Genomic DNA, 15,625 nt, shown 5'->3' on the forward strand with positions numbered 1-15,625 from the left:
TCTGCTTGCTGCCCATTGATATCCAGGCCGCACAGAACGTTGGCCTGGCAGAAGAGGTGAGGCGAGATGCCGAACTTCAAGCTGTCCACGCTGCTCTGACCGGTATGGAGCGCTCGGAAGAGCGGTTTGCGGGAGTGTTACGGAACACTATAGATCAACTGCTCAATGGGGAAGTCACGGGCCGTTACGACTGGGCCCAGCTCTATAAGACTGAGAGAACTCACGCCGGCACCCTCGTTGAAATCAACCTGCAACGAGAGTTCAAGTTCGCCGATGGCGCAGCTATGGACTACCGCATCGCAGATCTAGACGTCGACTGCAAGTACTCCCAGACGTTTGGCGGTTGGATGATTCCGCCAGAGGCCATGGGACACCTCTGTCTGCTTGTGTGGGCGAATGACTACGACAGCCTCTGGAGCGCAGGCCTTTTCAGAGTGTGTCAGGAGTGGCTGAACCGGGGCAGCAACCGCGATGCGAAGCTCACCGTGAAGGCAGCACACCGAGACAAGATCCAGTGGCTGTGGCGTGACTCGGAGCTGCCGGAGAACGTGCTCCTCCATATGGATGCCGCAGACCGTGCAGCGGTCTTCGCGTTGCCATCAGGGCAGCAGCGGCTCAATGAACTCTTCAGGCGAGTCCAGCAACGTCGCATAGGCCGCAATGTGGTGCGTACCGTGGCCCAGCAGAAGGACTACATGAAGCGAGTCCGCGGGAACGGCGGGTCCCGCTCGGCACTCCAGCCCGAGGGAATCCTGATCATGGGCGACTACGACAGCCATCGCACGGTAGCGGAGCAGCTCGGCCTTCTGCCGCCTCGGGAAGGTGAGTTCGTCAGCGTACGAGTAGCCAGGAGGCGCCCGCATCATGGCGACGCCAGCCATGCCGTAATGGGGGACGGACAGGCTTGGGTAGTGGCGCTCCCCCAGGATGCGCCTGAGCCTGCCCCACCGTTGCCCTCTCACACCAAGTAGAGGGGCGGCAGGCATGAGCGCACCATTCGCCACCGCACTCCTCGGGTGGAAGAAGCTCAAGGCTTCAGGGAAGCCTGTACCGAATAGTGCAGACAGTAGCAGCAACGCCTCGAAGGCCCTCGCTGGAAAAATACTTGAGCATCTAGGGGTCACGCCCAGCGTGATTATTCCCGGCCTCCCGAAAAGCCCAGGTCCAGCCCTGGAGCGACTCGTGCAAACAGATCTGGAAAGCGCACTTCCGGAAGCCGACGCCTCCCGCACCTGGCTCGTGGACCACAAAAAGAAGGTCGAGGATTTTTCCCAGTATTCACATTTGAAGGAGCTGAGGAAGGCCATCAGCGGCGCGGCCGTGCTGAGCGCGGATCTGGGTCTCCTGGACTATCTGATCAAGCCCGACGTTACAGTGGGTGTCGCCCACAGCAGTTCCCTCCCGGATGGGAGTCCGTTCCTGCACGCTGCCGTTTCCTGCAAGTGGACGATTCGATCAGACCGAGTCCAGAACGTTCGGCATGAATTTTTGCAGATGATCCGGCACAGGCGTGGCAGACTTCCACATCTTGTGGCCATAACTGCAGAGCCGATGCCGAGCAGAATTACCGCTATCGCACGGGGAACTGGTGAAGTAGACGCCGTTTACCACATCGCTTTCGATGCTCTGCGGCAGGCTGTGGCGGAGGTAGGCAGCAAGCAGCAGAAGAACGATCTTGCTGAGTGCATCGGCCAGGGACGACTGCGGCCCTATGAGGAACTCGCCTCAACCCTGGCGACCTGGTAAGAGTCGGAGGGGTATGAGTAAGTCTTCAGATTCTCCGGAAGTGCCCGGCACCGCGTGGTCGCCGCCGGCCGGATCATGGGCGTCGTCGGCAGCCCGACGCAGGAACATGCAGGCGATCCGCAGCCGCGACACCACACCGGAGCGGCTGATCCGTCGCCTTGTCCACGCGCAGGGGCTCCGCTACCGCGTGGCCGCACGTCCACTGCCGGACGTTCGCCGGACCGCTGACTTGGTCTTCGGCCCGGCGAAGGTCGCTGTCTTCATTGACGGGTGCTACTGGCATGGCTGCCCTGAGCACTACGTCCCCCCGAAGACCAATCCGGGGTACTGGTCCGACAAGGTGGCCCGGAATATGGCCCGTGACCGGGACACCGACCAGCGTCTGGAGGAGGCCGGCTGGACGGTGCTCCGGTTCTGGGAACACGAGCCGTCGGAGGAGTGTGCTGCGCGGATCGCCGCTGAGGTGGAAAAGCGGCGGCCCGCGCTTCGGAAGGGCAAGCCGGGAAGCTGATCAGCCCTTCTTCTCGTCACGCTCCCGCGCGGCCTTGAGGACCTCGATGATCGACGTGCCGACGGCCCGGGCAACCGGCGGCGGGAAGGCGTTGCCGACCTGCCGGTACTGGGCAGTCTTGCCGCCGGAGAAGTCCCAGCCCGTGGGGAAGCCCTGGATGATGGCGGCTTGTCGCACGGTGAGCATCGGTCCGTCGTCGCCGAGGAGGTCGCGTCCCTGCGTCTTCTTCGTCTTGCAGGTGTCGATGTCGTTCGCGACGCCCATTCCGGAGACACCGAGCTGCTTCCAGGCGGCCTTCGCGCGGCTGGGTCCGAGGTCTGCACCGCCGTGCTTCTTCGACCCGCCGACGAGCGTAGGCGCGATGCCGCCGCCCTTGCCCTTGAGTTCGGCGTCACGGTCGCGCGCCATCTTCAGCCAGCGGTCAAACCTCTCTTGCGCCAGCCCGGCAAGGGTCCCCGTGCAGCACTCCTCGAACCGCTCACGCATGGACGCCTCAAGGCTGTCAGCGACGCTGACGGGTTCCTCATGAGTCGCGGTAGGCCACTCGTACTTCAGATCCTCGATCACGTCCGCCCGGAAGGCGACAAGAATGGCGCGCGGTCGCAGCTGCGGTACGCCGAAGTCGCTGGCCTCCAGGACGCCCCACCGGACGACCTTGTAGCCGAGGCCCTCTTCGTAAACCGTCTGACCGTCCTCGCCGCGGTAAGAGCCGCCTTCAAGCCGTGCCTTGATCCAGTCGCGGTAGTCCGAGAACTTCGGGTCCATGATCCCCCGCACGTTCTCGATCATGACCGCGCGCGGTTCCAGGATCTGGACCAGCTCCAGCATCCGGGGGAAGAGGTCTCGCTCGTCGTCCCTGCCCAGTTGCTTGCCCGCGTGAGAGAAGGGAGGGCAGGGCACACCTCCGGCCAGCAGATCAAGAGAACGAGGCTTCAGCAGCTCGGCACTCTTGGTCACGTCACGGAAGGGATCAAACTCCTTCACGTCCTTCGACAGGACGTCGCAGTGCACTCTCTCCCACGCCCACACCTCGTGTTCCTCGATGTTGAGCTTGAGCGTGTCAACCGCGTACTTGTCGATCTCCACGAGGGCCAGGTGGCCGAAGCCCGCCTGGTGCAGACCGATCGCCTGCCCGCCGGCTCCTGCGCAGATCTCGATCGAAGTGAACTCGGGCACCGCCGGCGCTGCATTGACGCCCTCGGGTTCCTTGGTGTGGGTCATGCCCCCTCCTTACAGCCGTACCGCGGCAGACTCATCTTGCAGTCCACCATCACTGAGGGTGACAGACCCCACTGACAACGAGACCCACCAAGTGTGCAACACGCCCGGCAGTTCACTGAACGCCCCCTCCGTCACACCGAACACTCATACGATATTGCCCGTGCGGATACCTGCGTGGACTGAAGACGAGCTCCTGCTGGCTGGAGCTCTGGTTGTAAAGAACGGCTGGCGCGAGTTGCGGACGGGCGACAGGGAGGTGCAGGAGCTTTCGGAACTGCTGCGCTCGCTCCCGCTCCACGCCCCCGCAGTAATAACGGAGCCCTCCTTCAGGTCGCCTGACAGCGTCAGCCGCAAGACCAGCGACTTCGCCACCAACCACAGCTCGCACTCCGGCAAGGCCACGCGCTGCGGCAAGCCCACTCTGCTCATGATCGACGCCTTCACGGAACGTGAAGCCGAGATGCTCCAGGCTGCTGCGGCGCTGGAGGAGGCCATCGCGTCGGGTGAGATGCATCGCATTCCGCGACAGCCCGACGAATTCGATGACACGGGCGCGACGGCGATCGAGGGGCGGCTCCTTGTGCGCCGTGCCCTGGCGCGCGAACGGGACCCGAACCTCCGGCTCCGGAAGATCAAGCAAGTCCTGGCCCGTGGAGGCGCGCTCCAGTGCGAGGTCTGCACCTTCGACTTCGCTCGCGCCTACGGCGACCTGGGCGAAGGCTACATCGAAGTGCATCACGTCACTCCCCTCCACATTTCCGGAACAAGGGAGACCGCTCTCGACGACCTTGCGTGCCTGTGCGCCAACTGCCACCGCATGTGCCACAGGAGCCGTCCCGGAGAATCCTGGCGCACTCCGGCATCTCTCCGGGAGGAGATGCGTAAGGCCGCCGAGGCTGCCGCCCACTAGGCGGCATCCGCTTCCGCTTCGTAATGCATCTGCGCCCTGTCAAGGATGTCGTCTGGATCATGGCCGCGCGCGGCGCCCCAGTGAAGCAGGTCCGCGATCAGTTCGACGACCGACTGATCAAGGGCCGCTTCACGTCCCATTCCGCATAGTTCCGCGGTGCCGCGCGACCCCTGGTAGCCCTCAAGCACGGCCACGGCCCGCTCGATACGGAGGCAAGCGCCGGCATCGAGAGCGTCGACCTCACACCAAACGGCCTTGCCGACCGCAGTCAGGACCGTGCCCCAGTCCACCGCCAGTGACGTGATCAGGTGGAGGCCACGACCGCATTCATCCCCGCACTCCGCAGCCCTGAGAAGCGGCATGACCCTGCTCTGGTCGTGGACTTCGAACCGCACCCGCTCACCCCTGCGCTCCAGAACCAGAGTTGCGGAGGAGCCCTCGCCGACATGCTTCACCACGTTGGTCGCCAGCTCGGTGACGAGGAGCCCCGCTTCGTCGGCAGCAGCAGGCATCCCCCACATCGCGAGCTGTCTGGCTGCCGCCGCCCGCAGCAGCCGCACCTCCGCCGGTGCCGCTCTGAAGGGCACGACGCAGCGGAGTTGAGATTCGGTGATGTCGTAGCTGTGCACGGCCACCCTTCCCTCCCAGGCCACGCGCGCACTGCGCCTGCCGTGCCTGAACGGCTGCGCTGCGTAGCGATCTGAAGTCGAGAATGGCACAGAGAAATCTCGCTGTGTAACTTCTCACGAGAATCCATCGAGTGAATCTGATGGCTGCCCTGCCGCACTCCTGCTTAGCCTGGCGGGGCTCCGCGGGCGACGGCCCGCCGTACGGCGAAGGAACCTCCATGTCGGAACGGACCACAACACGTCGCCGCCAACTCGGCGCCATGATGCGAAAGTTGCGCGCCCGACAGGGCATGACGCTTGAGGAGGCCGGGCGGCTCGTCGGGGTGTCGAAGGCGACAGTCAGCCGCTACGAGACACAGGCCGGGCCGGTCAAGTGGATCGTGGTCGATGCACTGTGCCGCGAGTACGGCGCAACTGAAGCTGAACGCCGCGCAGTTGTCGCCCTGGCCAAGGACGCCAAGCAGCAAGGGCGGTGGAGCTCCTTCGCCGACTCCATCCCGGAGAGCATGAACCTGCTGCTGACCCTTGAGGACGAGGCCGTGGCGGAAAGCCACTTCGCGTGTGTCTACGTCCCGGGGCTCCTCCAGACACGCGCCTACAGCACCGCGCTTCAGAAGGCCAACGAGGTGCCGCTGGAGCAGGCTGAGATCGAGCGGCTCGTAGACATCAGGATGAAGCGGCAGGAGATCCTCACCCGGCCAAAGCCGCCCCGGCTGTGGGCAATCCTCGACGAGTCCGTGATCCGCAGGGTCGTTGGCTCACCCCAGACCATGAGAGACCAGCTCGACCGGCTACTTGAGGCAAACGAGTTGCCTCACGTCACGCTACAGATACTGCCCTTCTCGCAAGGGGCCCACGCCGCCGCCCTGGGCAGCTTCGTGATCATCGGCGGCACCGAGCCGAGCCTCGACGTCGTGTACGTCGACTTCCACACGGGCTCGCTCTTCCTGGAGAAGGACGAGGAACTGGAGCGATACAGACTTGCGTTCGAGTACCTTCGCGCACAAGCGTTGAACATGGAGGCTTCCTCCGCCATGATCCATCGCGTGCGCAAGGAGCTGTGAATGCCCATAGGCCCCCCGCCCGAATCCGGGCTCGCCTGGTTCAAGTCGTCGTACAGCGGCGGCAACGCCACTGAATGCGTGGAGGCCGCCCTCATCCCCCACGGCATCGCCATCCGGGACTCCAAGCAGCCAACCAAGTCCCAGCTGGCGATCTCCACGCCCGCCTGGACCGCCTTCCTGGCGGAGATAGGGCACTCCCGGCGCCACCCGTGACGTGAGGTGACGCCGACAAGCCTGGACGTACGACAGAGACGAGCCGGCGCCGCCGAGCCGGACGTACGGCAGAGGCGAGGCGACGGTTCAGCCCCGTCGGTCCGCCACCGCCCAGGACGCGAGAGCCACCGCCCCCGCGACCCCGAACACCGCGGGCCAGGCCCCCACCTTCTTCGCCAGCGGATGCGACCCCGCGAAGGCGGCGACGTAGGCCGCGCTCAGGGCGCCGGCTGCCGGGCCGCCCGCCCGGGTGCGCCACTGCTGGGCGGCAGCGGCCCCCGCGGCGGCCAGGACGACGCCGCCGAGCTGCCGCTTCTTGGTCCAGCGGGCCACGGCGTATCCGCCGACGAGTCCGGTCGCGGCGACGGCCGCGCTGGGGATCCGAGCCATGAGTGCCTCCATGCGCATGAGGTCCGAATTCAGCCCAAAGCTACGCCGGGGACGACTCACACCTCAGACCTGAGTCAGGTCTTGTCAAGTTTCTGTCTGCGGGCTATATAAGAAGCCGTAGGGCATCGCACACCAGCACCTCAGCAAAGGAGTGACCCGTGATGCTCATGCGTACCGACCCGTTCCGTGAGTTCGACCGGCTCGCGCAGCAGGTCTTCGGTTCCGCGGCCCGCCCGGCCGCGATGGCCATGGACGCCTACCGAGCCGGTGACGACTTCATCGTCCACTTCGACATCCCGGGCGTGGATCCGGAGACGATCGAGCTCGACGTCGAACGCAACGTCCTGAACGTCCGTGCCGAGCGCAGGTCCCCCGCCCCCGAGGGCGCGGAGCTGATCGCCGCCGAGCGGCCGACCGGTGCCTTCAGCCGCCAGCTCTTCCTGGGCGACACCCTCGACACGGACCGCATCGACGCCTCGTACGACTCCGGCGTCCTCACCCTGCGCATCCCCGTGGCGGAGGCCGCCAAGCCCCGCCGCATCGAGATCAGCGGCGGGAACGACCACAGGCAGCTGAGCACCTGAGCCGCCGAGCGGCCGAGCGGCCGACTCGGCCCATCCGTCCACCGCATCCCTGGAACGTCCACCGCATCCCTGGCAGCGCCCCGCGGCCCGCACCCCCGCGGGGCGCCCGCCCGCGACCGCCGTCACCCCGTGTCCCGTAGCCCATGGCCCGTCTGGGGGCCGACCGCCCGCGAGGAGGAGCCCGCACCATGACCGTGACGACGCAGGAGCGCTGCATAGCCCCGGAGGAACGGACCTCCGCAGCCCGCGCCGACTGGAACCTGCTGATCGACTCCGTACGGGAGTCCGGCCAGTACCCGACCAGAGCGGAGGCGGAACGCGTCACCCGGATCGTCCTGTCCACCCTCGGCGGCCATGTGACCGGCGACGAACGCGTCGACCTGGCCCGGGCCCTCCCCGAGCAGGCGGCCCGGCTGATCGCCGGCCAGATCCCGGTCACCAGCCCCCTCACGGCCCCCGGGTTCGTCGACTCGGTGGCGTCCCGCATCGAGGGCGCGACCCCGGCCACGGCCCGCTGGGACGTCAGCTCCGTACTGAGCGCGCTGCCGCCGCTGATCGGCGACGACCTCACGAACCGCGTCCTGGCCGCGCTCCCGCCCGGCTACGCCCTGCTGTTCGGCCGCGCCGACCTCGGCCGACGGTAGGCCGCAGGTCAGGCGGGGGACCGACGGCTGCCGTGGGCGAGGGTGATCGCATCGAGGAGCCCGGGGAACGCGGTGTCCATGTCCGCGCGGCGCAGGGCGTTCATCCGGGACGTGCCGACGTAGTACTGCCGGATGACCCCGGCCTCCCGCAGCACCTTGAAGTGGTGGGTCGCGGTCGACTTGCTGACCGTGAGGTCGAAGCCGCCGCACGCGATGTCCTCGCCGGACGAGGCGAGTTGGGTGACGATGCCGCGCCGTACGGGGTCGACGAGGGCCTCCAGCACCTGTTGGAGGTCGAACGCGGAGACGTCGGGGTGCGGCGGGGTGCGTTCCAGGACGGACATGCGCCCTATGGTACGACGGTCATCAAAGTTTGACAGCGATCGTACTTCGGGTCCAGGGTGGAGGCCGATCTCAAACGGGCTTCACCCAGGGGGAGTTGCTGCGCCATGTCCAGAACTGTGCGGTTCCACGAGTTCGGCGGTCCCGAGGTGCTGCGCGTGGAGGACCTGGACCCGGGCGAGCCGGGCCCCGGCGAGGTACGTGTCCGGGTGGACGCGATCGGCGTCAACCGGGCCGAAGTCCTCTTCCGCACCGGCCGCTACATCGAACCGGTCAGGCACCTGCCCGCCCGCCTGGGCAACGAGGCGGCGGGCGTGGTGGAAGCCCTGGGCGACGGCGTCACCGGCCTCCGCATCGGCCAGCCGGTCAGCGTCATCCCCGGCTTCTCCCACAACGACTACGGCGTCTACGCCGAACGCGCGCGCGTCCCCGCCTCCTTCGTCCTGCCGCGCGGCGATGACACGGACCCGGTCACCGCGGCCGCGGTCTGGATGCCGTACCTCACGGCGTACGGCGCGATGCTCGACGTCGGCGGCATGCGCCCCGGCGACACCGCAGTCATCACGGCCGCCTCCAGCAGCGTCGGCCTCGCCGCGATCCAGACGGCCCACCGCATCGGCGCCACACCGGTCGCGGTCACCCGTACCCGCGCCAAGCGGCAGCAACTCCTGGACGCGGGCGCGACCGAGGTCATCGTCTCCGACGAGGAGGACGTGGCGGCCCGCATCCTCTCCCTGACGCACGGCAAGGGCGCGGAGTTCATCCTGGACGCCGTCGCCGGCCCGGGGGTGACCGACCTCGTCCGAGCCACCGCCCCCGACGGCACCCTCTTCCTCTGGGGCGCCCAGAGCAACGCCCCGACCCCCTATCCCTCCTTCGACCTCGGCATGCCGGCGGTCAGCATCCGCACCTTCACCATGCTGGAGATCACCCGCTCCGCTGAGCGGCTCCGGCGGGGGCGGGCGTACATCGAATCGGGGCTGCGGCTCGGGCACTTCGAGCCGGTCGTGGACCGGGTGTTCGAGCTTGGGGAGGTGGCTGAGGCGCATGCGTACTTGGAGGGGAACGGGCAGGTCGGGAAGGTCGTCATGCGGGTGGATCACTGAGGCAGGGCAGGGTCTTCACTCGACGGCCGGCGGCCGGGCCCCCGCTCCCGCCCCCGCCCCCGCCCCCGCCCCCACCCGAAACGACCTCCGATAAGCCAAAGGACTCGTCCCCACCACCCTCCGAAAGCGCTCCCGGAAAGCCGTAGGAGACCCGAACCCGCACCGGACGGCGATGTGTTCCACAGGATGGCTCGTGGTCTCCAGCAGGTGCTGGGCGCGGCGGATGCGGGCTCGGTGGAGCCACTGGAGCGGGGTCGTGCCGGTCTGGTCGCGGAAGCGGCGGTTGAGGGTGCGGGTGCTCATGCCGGCCTGGTGGGCGATGTCGTTCAGGGTCAACTCGCGGTCGCAGTGCTGTTCCAGCCAGTGCAGGAGGGGTTCCAGGGTCGCGCCCGCGGGGGCCGGGGGCAGGTCGTGAGTGATGAACTGGGCCTGGCCGCCCTCGCGTTCGAGGGGCATGACCGACATACGGGCCGTGTACGCGGCGACCGCCGAGCCGTGGTCCCCCCGGATCATGTGCAGGCACATGTCGAGGGCGGCGGCCGCGCCGGCCGAGGTGAGGAACTGGCCGTTGTCGACGTACAGGACGTTCGGGTCGACCGTCACCCTCGGATAGCGCGCGGAAAGATCCGGCGCCGCGATCCAGTGGGTCGTCGCGCGCAGGCCGTCCAGCAGGCCCGTCGCCGCCAGCAGGAACGCCCCCACGCACACCGACGCGATGCGCGTGCCGTTGGCCGCCGCCGCGCGCAGCGCCTCCGCGACGCCGGGCGGCAGTTCGCGCGGCGGGTCCTGCACACCCGGCACGATGATCGTGCCGGCCTCCGCCAGGAGGTCCAGGCCGTACGGGGCCCGGATCGTGAACGCGCCCGCCCGGACCTCCTCCCCCACCGAGCAGACCCGCACGTCGTACGGCACCCGGCCGTCCGGCAGCCGCGCCCAGCCGAACGTGTCGACCGGCGCGGAGAGGTCGAAGGGGATCACCCCGTCCAGCGCCAGGACCGCCACCACATGCATGCCCCCACCCCTCCACCGCCACCTGGCGAGAATCCGTCGGACCCTGGCATTCTCGCCCCTTCTCCATGATCCCGGCGCCGCCTAGCGTCACCGCCGTGACCAAGTTCCTGCTCGCCGTCCACGTCCTGGCCGCCATCGTCGCGATCGGCCCCGTCACCGTCGCCGCCAGCATGTTCCCGCCCGCCGCGCGCAGGGCGCTGGCCGCGCCCGACGATCCGCAAGCGGCTCAGACGCTGCGGCTGCTGCACCGTATCTGCCGGGTGTACGCCGTCGTCGGCGTGGTCGTCCCGGTCTTCGGGTTCGGCACGGCGAGCGCGATGGGCGTCCTCGGGGACACCTGGCTGATCGTGTCCATCGTCCTCACCGTCCTGGCCGCCCTCGTCCTCGGCGCCCTCGTCCTGCCCGGGCAGGAGGCCCTCGTGGAGGGCGGCACCGGCGGTCGGGAGGCCACCGTGCGGCTCGCCATGCTGACCGGCGTCTTCAACCTGCTGTGGGCGACGGTGACGGTCCTGATGATCGTCCGCCCTGGGTCGACGACCGGTGCCTGACCAGCCCCCTCACACCCACAGACGGGCCGCCTACGCCCCCGCCGTCCGCGACTTCACCGCCGGTGCCGTCGCCGTCAGCGGCCGCGCGATGTCCTCCAGGGACCGCCGCTCCGCCTTCACCGCCAGCGCCGCCGCGACCAGCCCGGCCGCGCACATCAGCCCGGCCCCGATCTGGAAGGCGAGCACCGTGTCCGTGACCTTGCCCGTCTCCGTCAGGTCCGCGAACAGCAGCGGCCCGCTGATGCCGCCGGCCGCGGTGCCGAGGGCGTAGAAGAAGGCGATCGACATCGCGCGGGTCTCCATGGGGAAGACCTCGGAGACGGTCAGATACGCGCTGGAGGCGCCCGCGGAGGCGAAGAACAGCACCGCGCACCAGCAGGCGGTCAGGGTGCCGGCGCTCAGCACCTCCCGGTCGAACAGCCAGGCCGTGCCGAACAGGAGCAGGCCGGAGAGCAGATAGGTGGAGGAGATCATCACCCGGCGGCCGACCGTGTCGAAGAGCTTGCCCAGCAGCAGCGGGCCGCAGAAGTTGCCGATGGCGATGACCGCGAAGTAGTAGCCGGTGTCGCCGGTCGGGACGTCGTAGAACGTGGTGAGGATCGCGCCGAAGCCGAAGGTGATCGCGTTGTAGAGGAACGCCTGGCCGATGAAGAGGGAGAAGCCGAGGATCGCGCGGCGGCGGTAGCGTCCGAAGACCGTCCGGGCGATCTCCCCGAAGGTCACGGCCCCGCGCTGGTGGATCGTGATCTCGCCCTCGGGGCGCGGCAGCGGCTCGCCCTTCTCCGCCTCCACCTGCCGCTCGATCCCTGTCACGATCTCCTCGGCCTCCCGGTCCCTGCCGTGGATCAGCAGCCACCGCGGACTTTCCGGGACATGACGTCGTACGAGAAGGATGACCACGGCCAGGACCGCGCCGAGGGCGAAGGTCAGACGCCAGCCGACGTCCATGGCGAAGATGTCCGTGTCCAGGGCGACGATCGACAGCAGCGAGCCGCCTACGGCGCCCAGCCAGAAGCTGCCGTTGATCATCAGGTCGACGCGGCCGCGGTACTGCGCCGGGATCAGCTCGTCGATCGCGGAGTTGATGGCCGCGTACTCGCCGCCGATGCCGAAGCCGGTCAGGAAGCGGAACAGGAAGAACCACCAGGCGTCGAAGGACACCGAGGTCAGGGCCGTCGCCGCGAGATACACCGCGAGGGTGATCATGAAGAGCTTCTTGCGGCCGAAGCGGTCGGTCAGCCGGCCCCAGAACAGGGCGCCCGAGCAGGCGCCGGCCACATAGAGGGCCGCCGCGATGCCGGTGACCTGCCCGGAGCTGATCGGCAGCCCGCTGCCGGACTCGGAGAGCCGGCCGGCGATGTTGCCGACGACCGTGACCTCCAGGCCGTCCAGGATCCATACGGTGCCGAGGCCGACGACGATCGTCCAGTGCCAGCGGGACCACGGGAGACGGTCGAGACGGGCGGGGATGTTCGTGGTGACGGTGCGGCCGGTCCCGGCCCTGGCTCCTGATGCGGTCATGGGCTCCCTCCTCGTCGAGCAAACCACCCCGACGGATGCCCCCGACCGGCCCCTTCACGCCTGCGCGGCGGACGCCTACGCCCCCAGCGCCCGCGACACCGTGTAGATCAGCAGGCCCACCAGTGAGCCCACCACCGTGCCGTTGATCCGGATGAACTGCAGGTCACGGCCGATGTTCGCCTCGATCTTGCGCGTGGTGTGCTCGGCGTCCCAGCTCGCGACGGTGTCGGTGATCAGGGACGTGATCTCCTGGCGGTAGGTCGTCACCACATGCACGGCCGCGCCCTCCACCCAACGGTCGACCTTCTCCTGCAGGCGCGGCTCGGTCGCCATCCGGGCGCCCAGCGACAGCAGCGAGGCGCGCACCCGCAGGCGCAGTTCGCTGCGCTCGTCGTCGGCCGCCGCGACGATCATCGACCGTACGGCGGTCCAGGCCGACGCGATCAGGTCCTGGACCTCGCCACGCCCCAGCACGTCGCCCTTGAGCCGCTCCACACGCGCGCGGGTGTCGGTGTCGGACTGCAGGTCGGAGGCGAAGTCGGTGAGGAAGCGGTCCAGGGCGCCGCGCGCGGGGTGGGTCGGCATGTCCCGCATCTCCGCGCAGAAGCGCAGCAGCTCCTTGTAGACGCGCTCGCCGACCTTCTTGTCGACGAAGCGGGGCGTCCAGCCGGGCGCGCCGCCCTGTACGGCGTCCATGACCGAGTCGCTGTGCAGCACCAGCCAGTCGTGGGCGCGGGTCACCACCAGGTCGACGACACGCGTGTGGCCGCCGTCGGCGACGACCTTCTCCAGCATCTTGCCGATGCCGGGCGCGATCTCCTGGGCGTCGGCGCGTCGGGTGATCGCCTCGCCGACGACGGCCTGGACGTCGGAGTCGCGCAGCACGGTCAGCGCGCCGCGCAGCGCGGTGGCCAGCTCGGCGGTGACCCGGTCGGCGTGCTCGGGTTCGGCGAGCCAGGCGCCGAGGCGGCTGCTGATGCCGACGGCCCGCAGCCGGCGTCGTACGACGTCCTCGGACAGGAAGTTCTCGCCGACGAACTCGCCGAGCGAGACGCCCAGCTGGTCCTTCTTGGTGGGGATGATCGCGGTGTGCGGGATGGGCAGGCCGAGGGGGTGGCGGAAGAGGGCGGTGACGGCGAACCAGTCGGCCATCGCACCCACCATGCCGGCCTCGGCGGCCGCGGCGACATAGCCCGCCCAGATGCCCGCGCCCGCGTTCACGCCCCACTTCGCGAGGACGTAGACCAGGGCGACGAACAGCAGCATCCCGGTCGCGGTCAGCTTCATCCGGCGGACGCCGCGCTGTTTCTCCTCGTCGGCGGCGCTGAAGACGTTCATCGCGCGCGCGGCACGCACCTCCGGGGCGCGTGCGCCCGGCTCGGCCCTCTCGCCCGCTTGATCCGGTTTCGTACGGTTCATGCACTCCACCCGTCCACAGTCCCCGACATCGACATTGTCCCTTCATGACCGACTCCTGGAACGGAACAGGAGTTCCCGGCGTTTATCCGAGTGATCACATCGGGTGATCCCACCGGAGCTCCGGGCTCCCCGGTCCGAGGAGAAACGCACCGCATGACCAGGCGTCATCAGGGTTGTGCACTGCTCGCCGCGATCACCGCGCTGGTCGTGGTGCTGTCCGCCGCGATCTACGTCACCGTCGCCGCGGACGACGGCACGGCCCGCCGTACGCTCGCCGCGGGGCGCGGATACGGCGCCGTCCCCGCCTCCACGGGCGTCTGGGCCGGCACCTGGACGGCCTCCCCGGCGGCCGCCGAGCCCGGCACCGAGGCCCGGGGGCTGGCCGGGCGCTCGGTGCGCAATGTCGTGCACACCAGCGTCGGGGGCACGAGTGCCCGCGTCACGCTGTCCAATCTCCTCGGCCTACGACCCCTCACGCTCACCCATGCCACGGTCGCGCTGGCCGCCGACGAGCAGGGCGCGGCCGCCGCACCCGGCACGATGCGCCGCCTGACCTTCGCGGGCCGCACCACGGTCGTCGTACCGGCCGGGCAGCAGGTGGTCAGCGACCCGGTCGCGCTGTCCGTCCCTGCCGACGCGGACGTGCTGATCACCACCTACTCCCCCGTCCCCTCCGGCCCGGTCACCATCCACCCGAGCGCCCGGCAGACCGGCTACGCCGCCGTCGGGGAGCACACCGGCGACCTCGCGGGCACCGCCTACACCTCGCGCGCCGACGTCTGGCGGTACGTGACCGCGCTGGACGTGCTCGGCCCCGAGGCCGACGGCACGGTCGTCGTCCTCGGCGACTCCCTCACCGCCGGCTCCTCCTCCAGCGTGGACGAGAACCGCCGCTGGCCCGACGTACTGGCCCGGCGGCTGCGCGCGGCGGCCGAGCGCGGCGAGGACGTGCCACGCCACGGCGTGGTCAACCAGGGCATCAGCGGCAACCGCATACTCGCCGACGGCTACGTCCGTCCCCTGGCCCGCACGGTCCTGCCGCAGAATCCCGGCGGGCTCAGGCGCTTCACCCGGGACGTGCTGGGCGTCCCCGGCGTGAAGGTCGTCGTCGTGGACCTCGGCGTCAACGACATCCTGCGCGACCCCGCCCTCGCCGACCCCGACCGCATCCTCGCGGGCCTGCGCGCCCTGGTCCGCCGCGCACACGCGCAGGACATCAAGGTCGTCGGCGCCACCCTCATGCCCTTCAAGGGCCACCCCGGCTACACCGACGCCCGCGAGGACGTACGGCAGCGGATCAACGCCGACATCCGCGCGGGGCACGTCTTCGACGCCGTCACCGACTTCGACGAGGCCCTGCGCGACCCGTACGACCCACGCCGCCTGCGCTTCGACTACGACTGCGGCGACCATCTCCACCCGAGCGACCGGGGGTACGCGCGGATGGCGGAGGCCATGGATCTTGCGCACCTGAGGGGGAGTGCCCCAAAGGGGCGCGGGGAACTGCGCGACCAACCACAGCGAGCGATCAGCCGTAAGACGGCATGACGCGACACGGCGGGTAGGCGCACCTAGGGCCTGTCGTTTGGATCAGGCCGGCTGCGAGGCGCTTCCGCCTCCTGGCCGGGTCGAGCGGGGTCTGGTGCGTGCAGCTGCAAGGCGGAGGAGGGCGTCGACGCGGAGCGTCGGCGAGTGACGACAACGCGGCTGGGGGTCCCCCCACGCCCTTAAGGCAGTGGGGGAGTGCGTGCCAGACCCCGCGACGC

At 68.9% G+C, this 15,625-nt stretch carries 18 protein-coding genes; 11 read left to right on the forward strand and 7 right to left on the reverse strand.

Annotation, left to right across the window (positions count from 1 at the left end):
- Positions 1–5 precede the first annotated feature (5 nt).
- The 3 genes from ACIQ6Y_RS12285 to ACIQ6Y_RS12295 are packed head-to-tail and all read left to right on the forward strand — an operon-like array spanning position 6 to position 2,257.
- Entirely contained in the window at positions 6–971 is a 966-nt protein-coding gene (locus ACIQ6Y_RS12285; protein WP_404036251.1) for a NaeI family type II restriction endonuclease, read from the forward strand.
- Positions 972–984: 13 nt separating this feature from the next.
- Positions 985–1,746 (forward strand): NgoMIV family type II restriction endonuclease, encoded by a 762-nt coding sequence (locus ACIQ6Y_RS12290; protein ID WP_404036254.1) that lies wholly within the window; start codon positions 985–987, stop codon positions 1,744–1,746.
- A 13-nt stretch (positions 1,747–1,759) separates the two neighbouring features.
- Positions 1,760–2,257 carry a very short patch repair endonuclease gene (locus tag ACIQ6Y_RS12295; RefSeq protein ID WP_404036257.1) on the forward strand — a complete coding sequence of 166 codons (498 nt, stop codon included), beginning with the start codon at positions 1,760–1,762 and terminating at the stop codon, positions 2,255–2,257.
- On the opposite strand, the gene ACIQ6Y_RS12300 is transcribed toward ACIQ6Y_RS12295, so the two are convergent.
- A complete protein-coding gene (locus ACIQ6Y_RS12300) occupies positions 2,258–3,478 on the reverse strand; it encodes a DNA cytosine methyltransferase (RefSeq protein WP_404036260.1) in 1,221 nt (406 codons plus the stop codon). It abuts the gene before it with no gap.
- 160 nt (positions 3,479–3,638) lie between these two features.
- On the opposite strand from ACIQ6Y_RS12300, the gene ACIQ6Y_RS12305 reads away from it, so the two are divergent.
- Positions 3,639–4,388, forward strand: coding sequence for an HNH endonuclease (locus ACIQ6Y_RS12305; protein ID WP_404036263.1), 750 nt, complete (start codon positions 3,639–3,641; stop codon positions 4,386–4,388).
- Here the strand turns inward: ACIQ6Y_RS12305 and ACIQ6Y_RS12310 are convergent.
- Positions 4,385–5,017, reverse strand: coding sequence for an ATP-binding protein (locus ACIQ6Y_RS12310; protein ID WP_404036266.1), 633 nt, complete (start codon positions 5,015–5,017; stop codon positions 4,385–4,387). The genes ACIQ6Y_RS12305 and ACIQ6Y_RS12310 overlap by 4 nt on opposite strands.
- 218 nt (positions 5,018–5,235) lie before the next feature.
- Between ACIQ6Y_RS12310 and ACIQ6Y_RS12315 the strand changes: the two genes are divergently transcribed.
- Entirely contained in the window at positions 5,236–6,081 is an 846-nt protein-coding gene (locus ACIQ6Y_RS12315) for a helix-turn-helix domain-containing protein (protein ID WP_404036268.1), read from the forward strand.
- Positions 6,082–6,294: a DUF397 domain-containing protein gene (locus tag ACIQ6Y_RS12320; RefSeq protein ID WP_404036271.1), complete on the forward strand. Its 213-nt coding sequence runs from the start codon at positions 6,082–6,084 to the stop codon at positions 6,292–6,294.
- A gap of 87 nt (positions 6,295–6,381) precedes the next feature.
- Here ACIQ6Y_RS12320 and ACIQ6Y_RS12325 read toward each other — a convergent pair whose 3' ends face one another.
- Positions 6,382–6,684, reverse strand: a complete 303-nt coding sequence (locus ACIQ6Y_RS12325; protein ID WP_404036274.1) for a hypothetical protein — start codon at positions 6,682–6,684, stop codon at positions 6,382–6,384.
- A gap of 161 nt (positions 6,685–6,845) precedes the next feature.
- On the opposite strand from ACIQ6Y_RS12325, the gene ACIQ6Y_RS12330 reads away from it, so the two are divergent.
- Together ACIQ6Y_RS12330 and ACIQ6Y_RS12335 are read left to right on the forward strand one after the other, a co-directional pair.
- Entirely contained in the window at positions 6,846–7,268 is a 423-nt protein-coding gene (locus ACIQ6Y_RS12330; RefSeq protein WP_404036277.1) for an Hsp20/alpha crystallin family protein, read from the forward strand.
- Positions 7,269–7,456: 188 nt separating this feature from the next.
- Complete coding sequence (locus ACIQ6Y_RS12335) at positions 7,457–7,912, forward strand: DUF2267 domain-containing protein (protein WP_404036279.1); 456 nt, start codon at positions 7,457–7,459, stop codon at positions 7,910–7,912.
- A gap of 8 nt (positions 7,913–7,920) precedes the next feature.
- Here the strand turns inward: ACIQ6Y_RS12335 and ACIQ6Y_RS12340 are convergent, their stop codons facing one another.
- On the reverse strand, positions 7,921–8,256 hold the full coding sequence (locus tag ACIQ6Y_RS12340) for an ArsR/SmtB family transcription factor (protein WP_404036282.1): 336 nt from the start codon (positions 8,254–8,256) through the stop codon (positions 7,921–7,923).
- A 105-nt stretch (positions 8,257–8,361) separates the two neighbouring features.
- On the opposite strand from ACIQ6Y_RS12340, the gene ACIQ6Y_RS12345 reads away from it, so the two are divergent.
- Positions 8,362–9,360 (forward strand): zinc-dependent alcohol dehydrogenase family protein, encoded by a 999-nt coding sequence (locus tag ACIQ6Y_RS12345; RefSeq protein WP_404036284.1) that lies wholly within the window; start codon positions 8,362–8,364, stop codon positions 9,358–9,360.
- 15 nt (positions 9,361–9,375) lie between these two features.
- Here the strand turns inward: ACIQ6Y_RS12345 and ACIQ6Y_RS12350 are convergent, their stop codons facing one another.
- The gene (locus tag ACIQ6Y_RS12350) at positions 9,376–10,371 is read right to left on the reverse strand and encodes a GlxA family transcriptional regulator (protein ID WP_404036287.1); all 996 of its coding nucleotides are present in this window, start codon (positions 10,369–10,371) and stop codon (positions 9,376–9,378) included.
- A gap of 95 nt (positions 10,372–10,466) precedes the next feature.
- Between ACIQ6Y_RS12350 and ACIQ6Y_RS12355 the strand changes: the two genes are divergently transcribed.
- A complete protein-coding gene (locus tag ACIQ6Y_RS12355; RefSeq protein ID WP_404036290.1) occupies positions 10,467–10,919 on the forward strand; it encodes a hypothetical protein in 453 nt (150 codons plus the stop codon).
- A 30-nt stretch (positions 10,920–10,949) separates the two neighbouring features.
- On the opposite strand, the gene ACIQ6Y_RS12360 is transcribed toward ACIQ6Y_RS12355, so the two are convergent.
- Together ACIQ6Y_RS12360 and ACIQ6Y_RS12365 are read right to left on the reverse strand one after the other, a co-directional pair.
- On the reverse strand, positions 10,950–12,440 hold the full coding sequence (locus ACIQ6Y_RS12360; RefSeq protein WP_404036293.1) for an MFS transporter: 1,491 nt from the start codon (positions 12,438–12,440) through the stop codon (positions 10,950–10,952).
- A gap of 75 nt (positions 12,441–12,515) precedes the next feature.
- Complete coding sequence (locus tag ACIQ6Y_RS12365) at positions 12,516–13,859, reverse strand: DUF445 domain-containing protein (protein WP_404036296.1); 1,344 nt, start codon at positions 13,857–13,859, stop codon at positions 12,516–12,518.
- Positions 13,860–14,012: 153 nt separating this feature from the next.
- Here ACIQ6Y_RS12365 and ACIQ6Y_RS12370 point away from each other — a divergent pair, with 153 nt between their 5' ends.
- Positions 14,013–15,407 carry a GDSL-type esterase/lipase family protein gene (locus ACIQ6Y_RS12370; protein ID WP_404036299.1) on the forward strand — a complete coding sequence of 465 codons (1,395 nt, stop codon included), beginning with the start codon at positions 14,013–14,015 and terminating at the stop codon, positions 15,405–15,407.
- Positions 15,408–15,625: the final 218 nt, after the last annotated feature.

The organism is Streptomyces sp. NPDC096205 (assembly GCF_044763135.1).
In the GTDB taxonomy this organism is placed as follows: domain Bacteria; phylum Actinomycetota; class Actinomycetes; order Streptomycetales; family Streptomycetaceae; genus Streptomyces.